Source organism: Glutamicibacter nicotianae, from assembly GCF_006539525.1.
GTDB classification, from domain to species: domain Bacteria; phylum Actinomycetota; class Actinomycetes; order Actinomycetales; family Micrococcaceae; genus Glutamicibacter; species Glutamicibacter nicotianae.
On sequence record NZ_BJNE01000002.1, the window covers coordinates 348,043 to 364,830 of the forward strand.

General features: G+C 62.5%; 19 protein-coding genes. 15 read left to right on the forward strand and 4 right to left on the reverse strand.

Features of this window, described 5'->3' with window-relative positions; translation table 11 throughout:
* Window positions 1-44: 44 nt before the first annotated feature.
* Window positions 45-467, reverse strand: coding sequence for an acyl-CoA thioesterase (locus tag ANI01nite_RS04390; protein ID WP_083515601.1), 423 nt, complete (start codon window positions 465-467; stop codon window positions 45-47).
* A gap of 209 nt (window positions 468-676) precedes the next feature.
* On the opposite strand from ANI01nite_RS04390, the gene glsA reads away from it, so the two are divergent.
* The 7 genes from glsA to ANI01nite_RS04425 all read left to right on the forward strand — a co-directional run bounded on the left by glsA (window position 677) and on the right by ANI01nite_RS04425 (window position 6,149).
* Entirely contained in the window at window positions 677-1,705 is a 1,029-nt protein-coding gene (glsA, locus tag ANI01nite_RS04395; protein ID WP_141356315.1) for a glutaminase A, read from the forward strand.
* A 341-nt stretch (window positions 1,706-2,046) separates the two neighbouring features.
* Window positions 2,047-2,601 (forward strand): alternate-type signal peptide domain-containing protein, encoded by a 555-nt coding sequence (locus ANI01nite_RS04400; protein ID WP_141356316.1) that lies wholly within the window; start codon window positions 2,047-2,049, stop codon window positions 2,599-2,601.
* Between the two features lie 25 nt (window positions 2,602-2,626).
* Complete coding sequence (locus ANI01nite_RS04405; RefSeq protein WP_141356317.1) at window positions 2,627-3,202, forward strand: hypothetical protein; 576 nt, start codon at window positions 2,627-2,629, stop codon at window positions 3,200-3,202.
* Entirely contained in the window at window positions 3,199-3,768 is a 570-nt protein-coding gene (locus ANI01nite_RS04410; protein WP_038993123.1) for a signal peptidase I, read from the forward strand. Before ANI01nite_RS04405 ends, ANI01nite_RS04410 begins: the two co-directional genes overlap by 4 nt.
* The gene (locus ANI01nite_RS04415) at window positions 3,765-4,451 is read left to right on the forward strand and encodes an LPXTG cell wall anchor domain-containing protein (protein WP_141356318.1); all 687 of its coding nucleotides are present in this window, start codon (window positions 3,765-3,767) and stop codon (window positions 4,449-4,451) included. The genes ANI01nite_RS04410 and ANI01nite_RS04415 overlap by 4 nt, the downstream gene beginning before the upstream one ends.
* Complete coding sequence (locus tag ANI01nite_RS04420) at window positions 4,448-5,023, forward strand: hypothetical protein (protein WP_141356319.1); 576 nt, start codon at window positions 4,448-4,450, stop codon at window positions 5,021-5,023. Before ANI01nite_RS04415 ends, ANI01nite_RS04420 begins: the two co-directional genes overlap by 4 nt.
* Window position 5,024: 1 nt before the next feature.
* Window positions 5,025-6,149, forward strand: a complete 1,125-nt coding sequence (locus ANI01nite_RS04425; RefSeq protein WP_141356320.1) for a S24/S26 family peptidase — start codon at window positions 5,025-5,027, stop codon at window positions 6,147-6,149.
* Here ANI01nite_RS04425 and ANI01nite_RS04430 read toward each other — a convergent pair.
* Window positions 6,146-6,793 carry a TetR/AcrR family transcriptional regulator C-terminal domain-containing protein gene (locus ANI01nite_RS04430; protein ID WP_141356322.1) on the reverse strand — a complete coding sequence of 216 codons (648 nt, stop codon included), beginning with the start codon at window positions 6,791-6,793 and terminating at the stop codon, window positions 6,146-6,148. The two genes, ANI01nite_RS04425 and ANI01nite_RS04430, sit on opposite strands and share 4 nt — an antisense overlap.
* Window positions 6,794-6,931: 138 nt before the next feature.
* Here ANI01nite_RS04430 and ANI01nite_RS04435 point away from each other — a divergent pair, with 138 nt between their 5' ends.
* Window positions 6,932-7,909, forward strand: a complete 978-nt coding sequence (locus tag ANI01nite_RS04435) for a nitrilase-related carbon-nitrogen hydrolase (protein WP_141356324.1) — start codon at window positions 6,932-6,934, stop codon at window positions 7,907-7,909.
* On the forward strand, window positions 7,902-8,945 hold the full coding sequence (locus tag ANI01nite_RS04440; RefSeq protein WP_218024303.1) for an agmatine deiminase family protein: 1,044 nt from the start codon (window positions 7,902-7,904) through the stop codon (window positions 8,943-8,945). The genes ANI01nite_RS04435 and ANI01nite_RS04440 overlap by 8 nt, the downstream gene beginning before the upstream one ends.
* On the opposite strand, the gene ANI01nite_RS04445 is transcribed toward ANI01nite_RS04440, so the two are convergent.
* A complete protein-coding gene (locus ANI01nite_RS04445; RefSeq protein ID WP_141356326.1) occupies window positions 8,938-10,113 on the reverse strand; it encodes an FAD-dependent oxidoreductase in 1,176 nt (391 codons plus the stop codon). The genes ANI01nite_RS04440 and ANI01nite_RS04445 overlap by 8 nt on opposite strands.
* 114 nt (window positions 10,114-10,227) lie before the next feature.
* On the opposite strand from ANI01nite_RS04445, the gene ANI01nite_RS04450 reads away from it, so the two are divergent.
* The 3 genes from ANI01nite_RS04450 (at window position 10,228) to ANI01nite_RS04460 (ending at window position 12,942) form a co-directional block, all read left to right on the forward strand.
* Window positions 10,228-10,965: a sulfite exporter TauE/SafE family protein gene (locus ANI01nite_RS04450; RefSeq protein WP_141356328.1), complete on the forward strand. Its 738-nt coding sequence runs from the start codon at window positions 10,228-10,230 to the stop codon at window positions 10,963-10,965.
* Between the two features lie 69 nt (window positions 10,966-11,034).
* A complete protein-coding gene (locus tag ANI01nite_RS04455) occupies window positions 11,035-12,219 on the forward strand; it encodes a hypothetical protein (RefSeq protein WP_141356330.1) in 1,185 nt (394 codons plus the stop codon).
* A 60-nt stretch (window positions 12,220-12,279) separates the two neighbouring features.
* On the forward strand, window positions 12,280-12,942 hold the full coding sequence (locus tag ANI01nite_RS04460; RefSeq protein WP_141356332.1) for a GOLPH3/VPS74 family protein: 663 nt from the start codon (window positions 12,280-12,282) through the stop codon (window positions 12,940-12,942).
* Window positions 12,943-12,978: 36 nt separating this feature from the next.
* Here ANI01nite_RS04460 and ANI01nite_RS04465 read toward each other — a convergent pair whose 3' ends face one another.
* Entirely contained in the window at window positions 12,979-13,644 is a 666-nt protein-coding gene (locus ANI01nite_RS04465; protein ID WP_066141985.1) for a GntR family transcriptional regulator, read from the reverse strand.
* 165 nt (window positions 13,645-13,809) lie between these two features.
* Between ANI01nite_RS04465 and ANI01nite_RS04470 the strand changes: the two genes are divergently transcribed.
* Genes ANI01nite_RS04470 through ANI01nite_RS04480 form a run of 3 tightly spaced genes read left to right on the forward strand, consistent with a single transcriptional unit; the run spans window position 13,810 to window position 16,770 of the window.
* The gene (locus ANI01nite_RS04470; RefSeq protein WP_141356336.1) at window positions 13,810-14,931 is read left to right on the forward strand and encodes a type III polyketide synthase; all 1,122 of its coding nucleotides are present in this window, start codon (window positions 13,810-13,812) and stop codon (window positions 14,929-14,931) included.
* Entirely contained in the window at window positions 14,928-15,644 is a 717-nt protein-coding gene (locus ANI01nite_RS04475; protein WP_307723202.1) for a methyltransferase domain-containing protein, read from the forward strand. The genes ANI01nite_RS04470 and ANI01nite_RS04475 overlap by 4 nt, the downstream gene beginning before the upstream one ends.
* Window positions 15,637-16,770 (forward strand): FAD-dependent oxidoreductase, encoded by a 1,134-nt coding sequence (locus ANI01nite_RS04480; protein WP_052254025.1) that lies wholly within the window; start codon window positions 15,637-15,639, stop codon window positions 16,768-16,770. The genes ANI01nite_RS04475 and ANI01nite_RS04480 overlap by 8 nt, the downstream gene beginning before the upstream one ends.
* Window positions 16,771-16,788: the final 18 nt, after the last annotated feature.

The window sequence follows — 16,788 nt, forward strand, 5'->3', positions numbered from 1 at the left end:
TCAAACCCTTGGTTTATTCAGGGCTTCGGGCAATCAGACGGAGGCTAGATCAGCGCCTTGGTGATTTCCAGCGGGATGCGATCGCGGGTGTAGGTGATGTGGTCATAGCCATGGGGCTCCGGCTTTCCATCTTCGCCGATGTTCACGAAGACGATCTTCTCGATGGTCAGGATCGATTCCTGGGTGAAGATGTTGCGCACCTCTGCGCGCAGGGTGATCGAGGTCCGGCCGAAGTCGATGGCGGTCAGGCCCATCTCGATCAAGTCACCTTCCTTTGCGGAGGCAATGAAGTTGATCTCGGACATGAACTTGGTGACAACGTGCTTGTTGCCCAGCTGGATGATCGAATAGATCGCAGCTTCTTCATCGATCCAGCGCAACAGGCTGCCGCCGAACAGGGTGCCGTTTGCGTTCAAGTCTTCTGGGCGGACCCACTTGCGCGTATGAAAAGTAATACCCTTAGCCATACACAAAATGCTAAGTCAGGCGGAGGACTTTGCGCTGTTAGTTGCTCCACAATGTCGGGGAAAACACAGGGGATTCTCGAGTTGGAGGTCCGCGGCGAGCGTGATTCTGTCCGCTTCGCGGTTGACGCGAGGTGCCAAGCGCCGAAGCTGTTGATAAGGTCAAATTAAGCAGCATGGACCAATGGCCACAGGATCAAAGGCAGGTGAAAATGACCTATCCTTCGGAAGGGAATAACGAAACTATTCCTACCGACTTCGACGACGTCGTTCAGCAGGTTTCAACCGGAGAGCTGGAGCATGATCGCATCGATGCCTTGCTCAAGGAAGCCCATGAGCGCTATGCGGATGTCGATGAGGGATTGCTGGCCCACTACATTCCGATCCTGGGTCAAGCCGATCCCGACCTCTTTGGCATCGCCATGTCCCATGTGGGCGGCTCGGTCCACACGGTGGGCGATTGCAGTCATCTCTTCTCCATCCAGTCGATCTCCAAGATGTTTGTCTATGCGCTGGTTGTCCAGGAGCACGGCCGCGAGGTGGTCCGGGACCGCATCGGCGTGAATAACACCGGCATGTCGTTCAATTCGGTCATGGCGGTGGAATTGAACAACGGGCTGCCGATGAATCCGATGGTCAATGCCGGTGCCATCGCCACTACCTCGCTGATGCCGGGAAAGACTGCTGCCAAGAAATGGGAGAACGTGCGTGAAGGGCTCTCGGCCTTCGCCGGCCGCTCGCTGAGCCTGGACGACGAGGTCTACCATTCCGAGTCGCTGGCCAACGAACGGAACAAGGCCCTGGGGCATTTGCTCAAGAGCTACGGCCGGTTGGATGGCGATCCCTATGATGCGGTGGATGTCTACACCAAGCAGTGCTCGCTGAACATCAACGCGCACGACCTGGCCATCATGGGTGCGACATTGGCTGACGGCGGCGTGAACCCGGTGACCGGGCAGCGTGTTGTGGATGCTGATGTTTGCCGTGACACCTTGGCGACAGTTGCCTCCAACGGTTTGTACGAGCGCTCGGGTGAATGGCTGTTTGAAATCGGTATCCCGGCGAAATCAGGTGTTTCCGGTGGCATCGTCGCGGTGGCTCCGGGCAAGGGTGCAATTGGCGCGTTCTCTCCACCATTGGATATGGCGGGGAACTCGGTGCGGGCGCAGCTTGCCATCGGGCAGCTTTCGCGCGCCATGGGCCTCAACCTTTTCGCCTCAGCCCCTGACCGGGACAGCTGATTCCGAGAATTTCGTAGTTTATCCAATGAGGTGGATTGATTCGCTAACTAGCTAAAGTTTGCTAGACAAGCGGTTAGGTCTTGCTGACTTGTGTCCGCCATCCGGAGCATGGGTGTTGCAAGGTCTGGAAAATTCCCGTTAAATAGGGCTTCCCACCTGCTGGTTAGGAAAAATTGCCAGTACCTTGAGTGTACCTCTGCGCAATAGTTGCAGTGCGTCATTTCGAGGGACCTGATGGTTGTCACGGCATGTGAAGTGGCGGGGTTGAAAAACCTACTAAAACAAGCTTTACTTAAAGTGTGTGTCACTGGGGGCACGTGAACTTTGAGGATGCGTATTTCATGAAGAAAGTAACCAAGGCAACCATCGCCGCAGTCGCTGCCGGAGCGCTGCTCCTCGGCGGTGCCGGCACAATTGCACGCTGGCAGGCACAGCAGACCATCGATGCAGGCACTGTCGAAACCGGCCATTTGAATTTGACGACGAGCGGAACCGGCACCTGGCAGGACGTCAGCAATCCAGCTGCGCCTGAGCCATTCGACCCGACGACGCAGCAGATCGTTCCTGGCGATGTCGTTGCGTTCAGCCAGACCGCCACCATCGATGCCGAAGGCAAGAACATTGCCGGATCACTCAGCGTCGACCAGGCGGCAACGAATCTCGGTGCGCTGGAAGGGTATGCGACCGTCGAGCTGCAGGTCGATGCGTCAGCTCCGGGTATCACTGAAGAAGCCGACGGAACGCTGACTTTCGCCGAGCCGGGTACCTACACGGTTCCATTCCTGATCACGATCACCTTTAACGAAGGCGGAGTGGGAGACACCCCGCCATCAACCTACGACCAGCCGCTGGATCTTGAAGCCTTGACCTTGACCCTGGATCAAGTCCGCGCGTAACCGCGGAACGTGGATCGGCCGGTGCATGCCAAAACCCCTGAAGTTCGCCTTGGTCGCGGCCGTGCTCTTGTTGCTGGGTATCAGCGCGCAAGGGACGGCCGCTACGTGGCGCGCAGAAAGCACGGTGGATCCGCCAAGCTTGAGGACGGGATCGCTGGCATTGCTGGCCGGTGGCGAAATGGAGCACCAGTTCGCCAATCTCTCCGGCAGCGAGCTGATCCCCGGAGCATTCACGCAGGCATCACTGGTGATCAGCAATGCAGGCACAGTTGATTTGTCGTATCAGCTGGACGGAGCGGTGAATGCGACCACTTCGTCCACCGCTGCTGATCGGGCGCTGTCCAGCGCATTGCAACTGAGCATCTACACCGGCATGGACCAGAAAGCCTGCGACGATGACCAGCCGTTGTCCGGGGAGCAGCTGTACACCGGTTCTCTGGGCGCCTCCGCTTCGTTCGCAGCGCCCAGAGTGCTGCGCGCAGAACCTGCAATGGCGACGGAGACCTTGTGTGTTCGTGTTTCGGTTCCCTCAGGGGCACCGGAAGCAGCTTCCGGCGGGAAAATGGCGCTCGAACTGGGGTTTGCGGGGCAGCAGCGATGACAGCAGGCAACCGTATCCGGAATAGAGGACAGCAGGAGCGCACCGGGATCTGGTGGTGGTGCGGGCAGGTGCTTTCCTGGCTGGTGCTGTTCACCGTTCTTGCCTTGATTGCGATCATGATTGTGATCCCGAAATTGGGAGGGGCGACAGCATTTACGGTGCTGACCGGATCCATGAGGCCGCATTTGCCTCCCGGGACTTTGGCAGTGGTGAAGCCGATTGACCCGGAGCAGTTGCGCATAGGCGATGTTGCCACGTACCAGCTGGAATCGGGGGAGCCGGAAGTCGTCACGCACCGGGTGTCCGCCATCGGCGCGAGCCTGGGCGGGGAAGCACAATTCATCTTTCGCGGGGATGCGAACAACACCGATGACGAGCCGGTGCAACCCGAGCAGATCCGGGGCAAGCTCTGGTATTCCGTCCCCTACCTCGGATACGTGAACAGCGCCCTGTCAATCCAGCAGAGAACCTGGTTGACCTGGATCGCAGCTGGCGGATTGATCGTGTATTCGCTGGTGATGTTTGTCGGAGCATGGCGTGAGCGCCGAAGGAAGGAGCTGCGATGAAGCTTCGTGTGCTTGCCGCCGGTGCTGCCATGGTGGCAGCCCTTCCCGGAGTGGTGATCTTCTGGGCAGCTCCCGCCTCGGGCGCGGAAACGGAACAGGGCCTGAGCTACAGCTTGGACGGCCAAGCCTATTCCGATGTCCCTCCGCCGGTATTCGAGGGCATCCCGGCTTTGGTGCCAGGCGATGAATCCACGAGGTATTTGTGGATCCGCAACGACCGCGAGTCGGATATCGAAGTTCGCATCCGGCCGGTCGAGCCTGAAGCATCAACCAGGATCTATTTCGAAACAGCCGGTGCCTCCGTCGTCCGGCTGGAACCGGACCAAGCTGCGGAAATTGGGCTGCAGGTCGGACTGCCTTGGTCGTCGGGAAATGGGCCGCAGGGCCAGCAGGTGCCTTCGCTGCAGGTGCGCATCGATGCAGTCGAAGTGGCAGACAGTGATGGGCCAGCACCAGATCCATCGCAGCCGCCGCGCGATGAGGAGCCGCCAGACGGCGATGAGCCGAGGGAAGAATCGCCGCAATCGGATCCCCGAGAACGGCACGATGACCTGGCAGACACCGGATCCAACGGTGCATCTTTGCTTGCGGCTGCAGGCATCGTGGGCCTCGCGGGCTTGGTGCTGCTGGCCGTGCGGCGCAAGAATCAAAATGAACTTGAAGCGGATGGAGTGGAACGATGAGTGACCTTTCAATGCGCGTCAAGGCAATTTTGTCCTTGGGCATCCTCGTGGGATTCGGCGCCGTCTCGACGCTGGCCTCGTGGACCGGGGAGGCGACGGCTACCTCGGATATCAGCACGGCCACCGTTACGCTGGGAGTTGGCGCCACCTCGGGTACCGCCACCACGGCCAGCTACCAGATGCCCATCACCGGCAACAACCTGTTTCCCGGATCGACATCGGCATCCGTAGTGACCGTGAAGAACACCGGATCCATCTCGGCACCTTACGTCTTCGCTGGACGAATCACCGGATCGGGCAGTACCGCGCTGGGGACGGCGCTCAATATCGTTGTGAAAACTGGTGCCACGGTCAGCGGCAGGGGCTCCAGCGTCACCTGCTCGGGCGGTACCGCGCTGCTGACAAAAAACGCTTGCTCCCAGTTCGGCAGTGCCACGGCCTCCAGGCCCTTGGCCTCCGGAGGCAGCGAAACCCTGTGTGTCCAGTACTCGCTGCCGGTGACTGCCTCAAATACGCTGCAGGGGGCCACGACGACAATCGCCATGGACTTCACCTCGACGGTGGGATCCTGAGATGGAGTTCAACCGAACCGAAGTCCGCATAGGATCCTCGTTGACGCTGTTCCAGCGCATCGTGCTGAATGCCTGCGCCGTTGCGGGGACCCTGTGCCTTGTCATGGCCGTGCTGGCTCTGGCATTCGGAATCAAGCCACTGGTTTTTGCTTCGGGTTCCATGGGACCGGGCATTCCCACAGGTTCTCTTGGCATCGCCGTGCCCATGGCTGCCCAGGACGCCGCGATTGGCGATGTGGTCTCGGTCGTCAATGGCCAGGGGCACCGGATCACCCATCGGGTTATCGAGCAGGCTCCGGGCGGACTGGTGCTCAAGGGGGATGCCAATTCGGTTCCAGATGTGGAAGCATACCCGGTGGATCAGGTAGACCGGTTGATTTTCAGCGCCCCATTACTGGGGTATGCGGTGACCTGGCTCAGCCAGCCGTGGGTGTATTTCCTTGGCGGCCTGTTGTGCGCGTACGTGTTGTTCATTGCCTTCCGACGCGATGGCCGCCGACATGGCAAGGCCGGACCGCCACGCGCAGACGGTCCGGAGACTGCAAGCGCGCCGCCTCGCCAAGCGCCGGGCGAAACGCCGACGGCGAAACGGGCCTCCAACAGCTCTCGGGTGATCGCCGTACTCGCTGTGGCGGCATTGCTGGGCACGATCGCCCTGCAGGGGCCGAAAGCCGAAGTTACCCAGGCGGCCTTCACCGGTTCAGCCACCGCATCATCCGCTGTCCGCGCCAATACGGTGCCGCCGGCAACAGGAACGCTGGCCTGTACCGAGTCCGGCCTGGTGCTGACCACTGCCACGGTCTCCTGGCCAGCCCAGACGCTGCCGCCTGGTGCTCGTCTGGTACTAAGGCTGCAGACCGGCACTTCCACTTTCTCGTATACGAATGTGGCGTCCGGAGCCACGTCCGCGGCCTACCGGCCAGGACTCAATTTGCTCGGGCTGGTCACGTCAAGGGGATCCATGACGATGGAACTGAAGCTGCTGGTCGTCTACACGACCGATAACAATGCCGTCACGGAAACAGGCAGCAATATCGGGTGGAGCGCCCCAGCAGCTACCTCGCCTACGCGGACGATCGTCTACCATCCCTGGCTGCTGCTCGCCAGGGACTTCACCTGCGCTTAAGGCTTCCGCGAGGGCCCATTGCCTGAGTCGGCCGTGGCGTCGGCAACCTGCTGGGCGAAGGAGTCCAGCAGCATTGACAGGCCTAGCTCGAAGGTTGCCCGAGAACGGTTGCTGTCGGGCAGGTCAGCGTCCAAGGCCTCTCTGAAATAGCTCGACGACTGCGCATTCGCTTCCCACACGATCTTCGGTGCCGCCGCGTCCAACGCTGAACCGAGCACGAAAGAGTCGACGATCGTGATGGCCTGCAGCCGCTGCTTCGGTTCGAATCCAGCCAGCGCAAAAGCTTCGGCCAGCGCGTCGTAGACCCGCAGGGTGGTGCTGTCGCGAACCGTATGACTGGTCAGCAGCGGGATCAGCCGCGGGTGCTGGGAGTATGAGGCCCAGTATTCCGTGGCAATATCCCGCACGGCTTCCTGCCAGGAGACGTTGCCCAGGTCGGGCAGTCGGATTCCAGCCATGGCCCGCCCGCGCATCAACTCGATGATTTCTCCCTTTCCCTGCACGTGGTTGTACAGGGATGAGGCTGAGACCGAAAGCACCTTGGCCAATTGCGGCACGGTGAACTCGCCATGGGCATCAACGAGCTCAAGTCCTGCATCGGCGATCGTGGTAGTGCTAAGTTTCGGCTTGGAGGGCCTGGCCATGAGTTCTCCTGATATTGAAGGTTCTGGATAGAGCTTACACAAATAAACGAAAGTCATTCGTTAAATCCCTTGCGCAGGAGTCGGGGAGGGCTCTAATCTGTAAACGAATAACATTCGTTTTATCGATGGAGCTCAGCCATGAAGGAAATAGTCACCTTGAGTCCGCCGGCCTCTTTGGCCCGCGTGGACGCCGCCGAGCGCGGCGAGATCACCATCGCTCTGGTCCAGCACTGCTGGCACGAAGACCCGCAGGAGCTGCGCAGCGAACTGGAGGACGGCATCGCCCGTGCGGCCAAGCATGGCGCGCGCATCGTTTTCCTGCCGGAGCTGACGTTGAGCAAGTACCCGGCCTTCGTAGTTCCCAACCCGGACGCGGCTGATGAGTCCGCAGAAGATCTGGAGACAGGACCAACCGTCGCCTTTGCCAAGGACATGGCCGCCAAGTACCAATTGCACGTGCACATCTCGCTGTTCCGCAAGGCGCCGGCCGCCGACGGGCTGGGTTTGAACACCGCGTTGGTGCTCTCCCCGGAGGGCGGGATCGTGGCACTGACCAACAAGCTGCACATCCCGCGCACCGCCGGGTACTACGAGGACAAGTATTTCCGCGAGGGACCCAACGAGGATCCCTACCCGGTCCACAAGATCGAAGCTCTGGACGGCCTGGCCATGGGCCTGCCGACCTGCTGGGACGAGTGGTTCAGCGAGCCGCCGCGCATCTATTCGCTGGCCGGGGCGGACCTGCTGGCCTATCCGACGGCCATCGGTTCCGAACCGGACCATCCGGATTTCGACACAGAACCGCTGTGGCGCCAGGCCATTATCGGCAACGGCATCGCCAACGGGCTGTTCATGGTGGTGCCCAACCGCTGGGGCGACGAGGGTGCACTGACCTTCTACGGCTCCTCCTTCATCTCCGATCCGTACGGCCGCATCCTGGCCCGCGCCCCGCGCGACGAATCAGCAGTGCTGGTGGCCACCTTGGACCTGGATGCCCGCCGCGACTGGCTCACGCTCTTCCCGTTCCTGCGCACCCGCCGCCCGGAAACCTACGGCGCGCTCACCGAAGCCCGCACCGAGTCCGGCCTGGGAAAGCTGGGGCATTCCCATGCCTGAGTTCTTCATGCCCGCGGAAACCGATCCGCATGAACGCATCTTCATGGCTTTCCCCTCCGGCGGCTACACGCTGGGCGAGAACGAGGAACAGGCCGAAGCCGCACGCTCCGCGTGGAGCGCCGTGGCCCGCGCGGTCAGTGCCTTCACCCCGGTCACGATGGTGGTGGACCCGGCCAGCGAAGCGGCGGCCCGGCGCCACCTGGGCGATGCAGTCAGCTATGCCCTGCACCCGCTGGATGATGCCTGGATGCGCGACTCAGGCCCGAGCTTCGTGCGCACCCCGGACGGCCAGCTGGCGGCGGTGGACTGGAACTTCAACGGCTGGGGCGCGCAGGAGTGGGCCAGCTGGGACAACGACCGGCTGGTAGCAGGCCACGCCGCCCAGCTTGCAGGCGCGGCGCACGTGCGGGCCTCGATCATCAACGAGGGAGGCGGAATCCACGTGGACGGGGAAGGCACGGTTCTGGCCACGCGCAGCGTCCAGCTGGATCCGGGCCGCAATCCGGGGAAGTCCGAAAAAGACATCGAGGCCGAATTCGCGCGGCTGCTGGGCGCCCGGAAAACCATTTGGCTTGATCGCGGGCTGAGCCGTGACAACGAGGAATTCGGCACGCGCGGGCACGTGGACATTGTCGCCTGTTTCGCCCGGCCCGGTGTTGTGCTCTTCCACGACCAGCAGGATCCGCGGCACCCGGACCATGCCATCTCCCAGGCGGTGCGCGCACGGTTGGAGCAGTCAACCGATGCCCAGGGGCGGAGCCTGGAACTCATTGCCGTGCCGGCCCCCAGAGTGCTGCGCGATGCCGAGGGTTGGGTGGACTATTCCTATATCAACCATCTGGTGACCAATGGCGGGGTAATCGCCTGCAGCTTCGATGACCCCAACGACCAGCAGGCTGCTGGCATCCTGGCCGCCGCCTATCCCGGCCGCCAGGTGGTTGGCGTGGATGCGCGCGAGCTGTTTGCCCGTGGCGGCGGCATCCACTGCATCACCCAGCAGGTGCCCGCAGCTGCACGGGAACAGGCGGCTAGCTGATGCCGGCCGCGCGGCGGCGCTGCAGGAAGACTGGCTTCGCCACCGTGCGGTTCGCCGAGAACTTCGGTTCGGCCGTGCGCCGGCCCAAGGCCAGCTCGGCCAGGTGCTCGCCGATGGCGGGCACGAACTTGAAGCCGTGGCCGCTGAACCCTGCGCCGACGGTGATCGGACCAAGCGAGTCGAGGATGAAGTGCTCGTCCTCGGTATTAGCGTAGGTGCAGGACACCGTCTCATAGCGCGAGGGATCGACCCCTGGAAGCCAGCGTTCCGCGTAGTCCTGCAGCCCGCGCAGCTGTTCCCCGCTGGCTTGGTGCGGGCGGTGCTCTGGATCAATGATCTGCCCGGAGCCGTGCCAGCCCACCTTGATGCCTTCGCCGGGGGTGCGCATCCCGTAGACGGGACCGAAAATCCGTGAACCGATATCCCGGTTCGGGTCCAGGATGTGGTTGAATCCGGGCCAGTGCGCAGGCAGGTCCTTCTGCGCGAAATGCACCGGATGCTCTTCGGTGACGTGGATGGCCGGCAGCCTGAGCGCAGCACCGAGCAGCGACCGGGTCCAAGCGCCCGCCGTGACAATTGCATGGCGGGCCCGGATGCGCGAGCTGGTTCCCCGGTGCTGGACCTGGACCTCGACACGGTCATCGGCAAGCACCTGGAGGCTTGCCACCTGGTACCCATGCTCCACGGACGCACCCTCGGCAACTGCCAGCTGCTGCAGAGAGGACACAGCGAGGTCGGCGTTGATCTGGCCGCCAGAGGGGATATGCAGGACTTCGGTCTCGAACTTCATGCCAGCGAAACGCTCTTCCGCAGCTTCAAGGGACAGCAGCTCGCTGCCGAAACCTGCCTGACCCAGCACCTCGTGCATGGCGCGCTGCGCTTCAACGATTCCGTGATTGACCAATCCGGTGCGCGTCAGGAGCGGCTTGCCGGAGCGTTGCGAGATCTCATCCCACAAGGTATTGGAGCGCTGCAGCAGGCGCAGGTACTCGGGTTCGGCGTAGGCAGGATTGAAATTGCGGGTGGCCCCGTGCGAAGCGCCTTCCCGATGCCCCGGAGCAAAACGCTCAATCAGCAGCACCTCGTGTCCGCCATTGGCCAGGGACCACGCGGCGGCCGAGCCCATCGCCCCGCCGCCAATTACCAGGAAATCCACGTCATTGCGCATTCCTACAGCGTAGAACTCCAGATGAAGCGTGCTCCATTCAAATGACTCATTGGCCGTGGACTAACGTAATAGTGGACAGCGACGAGGGATAGCGGAGACAGCGTGGAGCAGGGCGTGCAATTAGCGGCGATCATTGGCTTGGCGGCCGCAGTCTTCGTGGGTGCCTCCACACAGCGTATTTCCGGCATGGGATTCGCACTGGTTTCCTCGCCCCTCCTGGTGATGGTGCTGGGGCCGCACGAAGGTGTCATGCTGGTCAACTTGCTCGGCGCCTGCAGCAGCCTGCTGATCTTTGCGCAGGTCTTTCGGCAAGTCGAATACCGGAAAGTCGCTTTCATGCTCATCCCCGCCATGCTCATGACCATTCCCGGGGCGTGGGTGGCGAACTCGCTGGATGGGCCATGGCTGAACATCGGCATTTCCTTCATGGTGATCCTCGCACTGTGCTCCAGCTTCATGATCCGGAACCTCGCCATGGCCCAAAGCAGGGGATTGGCTATTGGCGCAGGGGCTGTCTCCGGATTCATGTCCGTGACTGCCGGGGTCTCCGGTCCAGCCATTGCCGGATATGCGGTAGCCAGCCGCTGGCCGCAAGCCCAATTCGCCATCTCCGTGCAGCTCTATTTCCTGGTGCTGTCCTTGACGTCGCTGATCGCCAAGGGCGGCATGCCGCAGCTGCATTGGCAGCAATGGGGTGCCTGCTTCGGCGCGATGGTGCTGGGCATCGTGCTGGGCAATTTTCTGGCCCCGAGGATTGCGCAGAAGTTCAGCCGCGCCTTCGTGGTGCTGATTGCCTTCAGCGGCGCGGTGAGCCTGATGGCCAGCGGCTTGCTCGCGTTGTCCTCGAACTAGCGCAAAGACCTTTTCCGCGGAGGATGGCCGGGCTGCGGGCAGTACACGTTCTTCAATGAAAATGAGAGAATGTACTACGTGCATTCCCAATATCCCGATGTCACTCTCAGCAGGCGAGTCACCGAACTGGACATCGAGCGACGTGCTCTATGGGCCGGCCTGATCTGTTCCCTCTTCGGGCTGGTTGTCGGGCTCATCATCTTCGCCGGTGAACGTCCGCCTCTCTTTGGCGATCTGTCGGTAGGCATTGTTTCAGCCGTCTGTGGTGCTGTCTCGGCCGGAGCCAGCAGCGCCTATGCGTTCCGCACCATGCTCCGGGCCCGCGAGACGTGGCTGAAGAGGATCCCCGCATGGCGCCAGATGGTTACTGCCCTTGGCCTCGTCTTGGTGCACGTAGCCAGCACCATCATGATCATGCTGGTCGTGTTCCACCTGCTCCAACAGGCTTTCTACGGGCTGCATCTGGACGTGCTCGCAGGGGCTCTGGCAGTCAGCGTATCCACGGGCATCAGCGCCTACCTGTCCCTGGAGGCCACCGCGCGGATCAATGCGGAGTCCCTGTCAGTGGTGCTGGGGATCTTCATGTGCGCCGGTGTGCTGATCAGCATGCTGCTGGCCGAAGACCAGAACTGGTGGCGGAGCATGTTCTCGTCGCTGGGGACCACGCAAGCCGGCATGGGGTCCTTCTGGACTTTCAATCTCACCCTGGTGATTTCCGGCTTGGTGCTCGCTGCCTTCACCGAGTTCCTGACCCGCGACCTGGTCCGCCTGGCACAGACCTACCGTTGCCGCCCTGCGTTGGAACGCTACAAGATTGCACGCATGGTGCGTCCTCGTCCGAAGCTGGTGCGCTGGTGCCTGCTGCTTGTCTCCATGGGCATTATCGGCATCGGTTTGGTTCCCTTCGACGTGGCCATGGAGGTGCATTCGGCCTTTGTGCAGATGGTCTCGGTAGCCATGATCTTCCTGCTGCTGGGCACTATCGTGCTGCTGCCTGGCTACCCGGTGGTGTTTCATCTGCTGTCCTATGCGGCCATCGGCGCGATCTGGGGCGCCTTCCAGTTGTGGAACCAATGGTCTTATTACAACCTGACCGGTTTCGAGCTGTCGGTGGTGGCCATCATGTTCAGCTGGATCTCGGTCTTCATCCGCACCACCTCGGCCATGACGCAGGATCGCTCCGAACCCCGGACCACCCATTCGCCATCCGAGCTGGAAAAGGCGAAGAAGAAGCCAGCGGCCAAGGGCGACTGAGCCTGAATATCCGTCGCAAGGCTGAAGAATTCCTCCAGTGCGGGCCGGTAGCCTGAGAATATGTTGATCGCAGAAAAGCTCTACTTGCTCATGGCCGATGACTCCGAGAAACCGGAAGCAGTTGTATCAGCTACGGGATACGGCATGAACGCCGCCATCATCACAGACCTGATGGTTGCCGGGCGTGTGGCGCTCAGCGAGGATGAGCAGCGGCAGATCCAGCTCATCGGTGCCGGGCCCTGCCCGGATCCAGTGCTTGCCGCGCCATTGGAGCAGCTGGAAAGACGGGGCAACCTGAGCCTGGATGACGCGGTGAAGATCAATTCCCTGTGCGATGTCCGGTTGCTGACCGATTCCCTGGCCAAGGGCGGAATTATCGAATACGGCGAACGCACGATGCTGGGCTTGGGAAAGCAGCGGGTGCGCATCATCAACCAGCAGATCCAGCGCCAGATCAGAACCGACCTGCACGGTGCCCTTCACGGGCAGAAAATCCCTGGAGCCAGCGATACCACCGTGCTCGCAATCCTTCAGGCCGTAGGCCTGGTGCACCCTGTGCTGGAGGAAGAGCTGGCGCCCATGACTTCGGCCCAAGCGCAGTCCCGGATAGCGGAACTCGCGCAGGATTCACCGGCAGCGGATTCGGCACAACGAGCAGTGGCAGCGATGAACGCCGCCATCGTCAGTGAGCGCGTCATTCCGCCTGCGCCAGGCAAGAAATAGCCGACGGCGCACGCCACCAGCGACGTGCCAAAGGGGTCAACGTAGGGTGCTCAACCCAGCATCAATGACCACTTGGACGGTGGAACGGTAATGGTTTCCGAGCAGTTCTCCGAGCAGGTCGGCATCACGAGCCATAGCGGCATCCAGGATTTCCTGGTGCTCCTTCTCGACGTTGCGCTTGCCTGCCGCCTTCGACGGGGCGGCCCAGCGCCGGTAGAGCTCGGTGAAGTTCGCCAGGTCGGCGGATAGCTTGAGCATCGGCTGGCAATCGCAAGGCACCAGCAGAGCATGGTGGAATTCGCGGTGCGCTTCGGACCACGCAGGGTTGAGAGTGCCGGGTTCCTCCGGCAAACGGCGTGGGGTGCGCGAGAGCTTGTGATGGGCCGCAATCACCTTGGATTCCCATGCGACATCTCCGCGTTCCACTGCCAGGCGGGCGGCCAGCGCTTCGGTGGAGCAACGCAGCTCGGTGATATCTGCCAGTTCGCGCAAATCAAGATCCGGTACGAAGAAGCCGCGGTTCGGGCGGATGACCACCAGATTTTCGCCAGCCAGCCGGGTCAGCGATTCGCGGATCACCGTCGTGCTGGTTTCGAACTGCACTGCCAATGCGGTCGGCTGCAGGCGATCGCCGGGGGACCAGAAGCCATCAAGGATGGTCCGGCGGATACCCTCCAGGGAATGAACTGATGCCTTTGCCACGGGGCCTCTTCCTGCGCGATCGATTAAATCTGACGTTAATAACAATAATCATATTCTTCGCCGAGGATAGATAATCCACGCGCGGAGGGCAACGGATCATCGGGTGAATGCTGGCAATTCGCCGAAGCTGTTTACCATCGCTGGCAACGGCCCTAGGCTCGGGGCATGCCAGTGAAGATCCGCACGATCCAGACCGCAGTTCCCGCGACGCAACTTGCCCAGGACGAAATCCGTGATGTCTTCGCCAGCCAGCCGAATCTGAGCCGGCTGGGCGAACGGCTCATCACCACTTCCTTCAACTCCGCAGCGATCAGCACCAGATACAGCTGCGTCGACGAATTCGACCTCACCCTGCCCCAGCCGGAACAGCCGATGTTCTATGACCGGGCCGCCGGACTCCTGCTCTCCCCGAGCACCGCGGAGCGCAACAACGTGTACGCCAAGCAGGCAGGCACGCTCTTCACGGAGACCGCGAAGAAGGCGTTGGATGCCTGCGAGGACTTGGCGCCGGAAGACATCACCCACGTCATCACCGTCTCCTGCACCGGGTTCTACAACCCCGGCCCGGACTACCAGATCGTGCGGGCGCTGGGGCTGGCTCCGAGTACGGTGCGCCATCACCTGGGGTTCATGGGCTGCTACGCGGCCTTCCCGGCGCTTCGCGCCGCCCGCGATTTCTGCCTGGCCGACCCGGACGCCACGGTGCTGGTGGTCTGCGCAGAGCTGTGCACCTTGCATGTGCACAGCTCGAATGACCCGGACACCATCATGGGCTCGGCTATCTTCGCGGACGGGGCGGCCGCGGTGATCGTTTCGGCAAAGGGCAGCGGGCCGCTGCAGATGGACGGCTTTGAAACCGTGCTCACCCCGGTAGGCGAAGAAGCGATGGCGTGGAATATCGGTGATCACGGATTCGAGATGGTGCTGGGCACCTATGTCCCGCACATCATCGACGAGCACATCACCGCAGCGCTGCAACCGCTCCTGGACAAGGACACCGACTCGGAACTCTCGGTAGGCAGGATCCAGCATTGGGGCCTGCACCCCGGCGGCCGGGCCATCCTGGACCGGGTGCAAAACCGGCTGGGCCTGGATGATCGGCAGCTGGAGCCGGCCCGCGCGATCCTGGATCGCTATGGAAACATGTCCAGCGCCACGGTGCTTTTCGTGCTCAAGGAAATCCTGGATCCCGCGGCAGCGGACAGCGGGGATCGAGTCTGCTCCATGGCTTTCGGCCCGGGGCTGACCGTTGAAACCGGGCTGTTCACCGTATCCAGGAGGGAATGATGCTCCGGCTGGCGAGGGCCACGGAAGCCATCGAGGAAATGGACCGGCCGGATTGCGATCCGGTGCTGCTGCGCCGCACCTACGCCCAGTTCCCGCTGGTGAACCGGGTGGTGGCGGGCTGGCGGGGCAACTACCTGGAATGCATCCGTCCGTTGCTGGTGCACCGGGCACGGGCCAGAATCCTGGATGTGGGCTGCGGCGGCGGGGATATCGCGGCGAATCTGGCCCGGTGGACGCTCGCCGACGGATTCGAAGTCGCAGTGCACGGCATCGACCCGGATCCGCGGGCCATCGGATACGCCCGGCAAGCGTTGCACCGCAGCAAGCTGCCTGGCGGGGTGCTGGAATTCCATGAAACCACCAGCACCCGGCTGGCGGCCGCCGGCGAGCGGTACGACCTGGTGCTCTCCAACCACCTGCTGCACCACCTGTTGCCGGATGAGCTGCAGCAGCTGCAGGAAGACACCGAGCAGTTGTGCACCGGTCTCGGGTTGCACAGCGATATCCGGCGCTCGCCGATGGCGCTGGGACTCTTCGGCCTGGCGACCCTGCCCTTGGCCGGCAGCTCGCTGATCCGCCGCGACGGCCTGACCTCCATCAGGCGCAGCTTCGTGCCGGAAGAACTGGAGCAACTGCTCCGGGCAGGGTGGGAAGTGCGCACTCAGCGTCCGTACCGCAACCTGCTGCTCTGGGAAGCTGGCGGCCGTGGATGACGTCGCGATCATCGGCGCCGGACCGGTGGGCTTGGCCTTGGCCATCCTGCTCGCCCAAAACGGGCGCAGCGTCCGGGTCTTCGAGCAGCGCAGTGTGCCGGCAGCCCACTCGCGGGCCTTTGGCCTGCACCCTCCGGCACAACAGGTCCTGGATCAGCTCGGAGTGGGGGAGGCCGCGCAGCGCCACGGCGTGCAGATCCGCGGCGGGCTGGGGATCTCGCGCGGGCGGAGCATCGCCGCGATGGATTTCGCCACGATTGGCGGGCAATACCCCTATGTTCTGTCCTTGCCGCAGCAGTCCACCGAGCAATTGCTGCGCGAGCGGCTGGAACAGCTCGCACCGGGGTCAATGATGTGGTCCACCGCTTTTGAGCAGGTACTCAAGCAGTCGGAGCAAGCGGTGGAATTCGCCGCCGGGGGCGTGGTGCACCGGGCCCGGTGGCTGGCTGGAGCTGACGGGGTCCGCTCCGCGGTCCGCACGGATCTCGAGGTGGGCTTTGCCGGAAGGGACCATCGGGATCGATATCTGATGGGTGACTTTCCCGATAGCACTGGACTGGCGCATACTGCGGCGCTGTTCCTGCACCAGCAGGGGATTGTCGAATCCTTTCCGTTGCCCGGTGCACGGCGGCGCTGGGTGGTGCGCGTCGAACAGAAGCTGGCCGATGATTCACCGGGAACCTTGGCCGAGACGATCTTGAGCCGCACCGGATACCTGCTTGATCCCGGGACGTGCACCATGACGAGCTATTTCGGCACTGCTACCCGAATGGTGTCCTCGATGGTCCATGGGCGGGTGGTGCTGCTCGGGGACGCGGCCCATCAGATCAGCCCCATCGGTGGGCAGGGGCTGAGCCTGGGGTTGGCTGATGCGCAGGCGGCGGCCAGCGTCTTTGCTGCCGGGGCGCCAGCTGGTTCACTGGATGATCTGCGGCTCGCAGCCGCCCGCAGTGCTGCCCGGCGGGCGCAGGTCAACATGCTGCTGGGCCGGGCCCTGCCGAGTTGGACGGTCCCGCTGCGGGATTCGGTGATTTCCTCCCTGGCCGCCAGCGCCTGGCTGAAGGAGACGGTGGCGCGCAGCTTCACGATGACCTCTCCCGGGCAGCGGACTCTTCCCGTTGCATGACGAAATGGCAACGCTTCG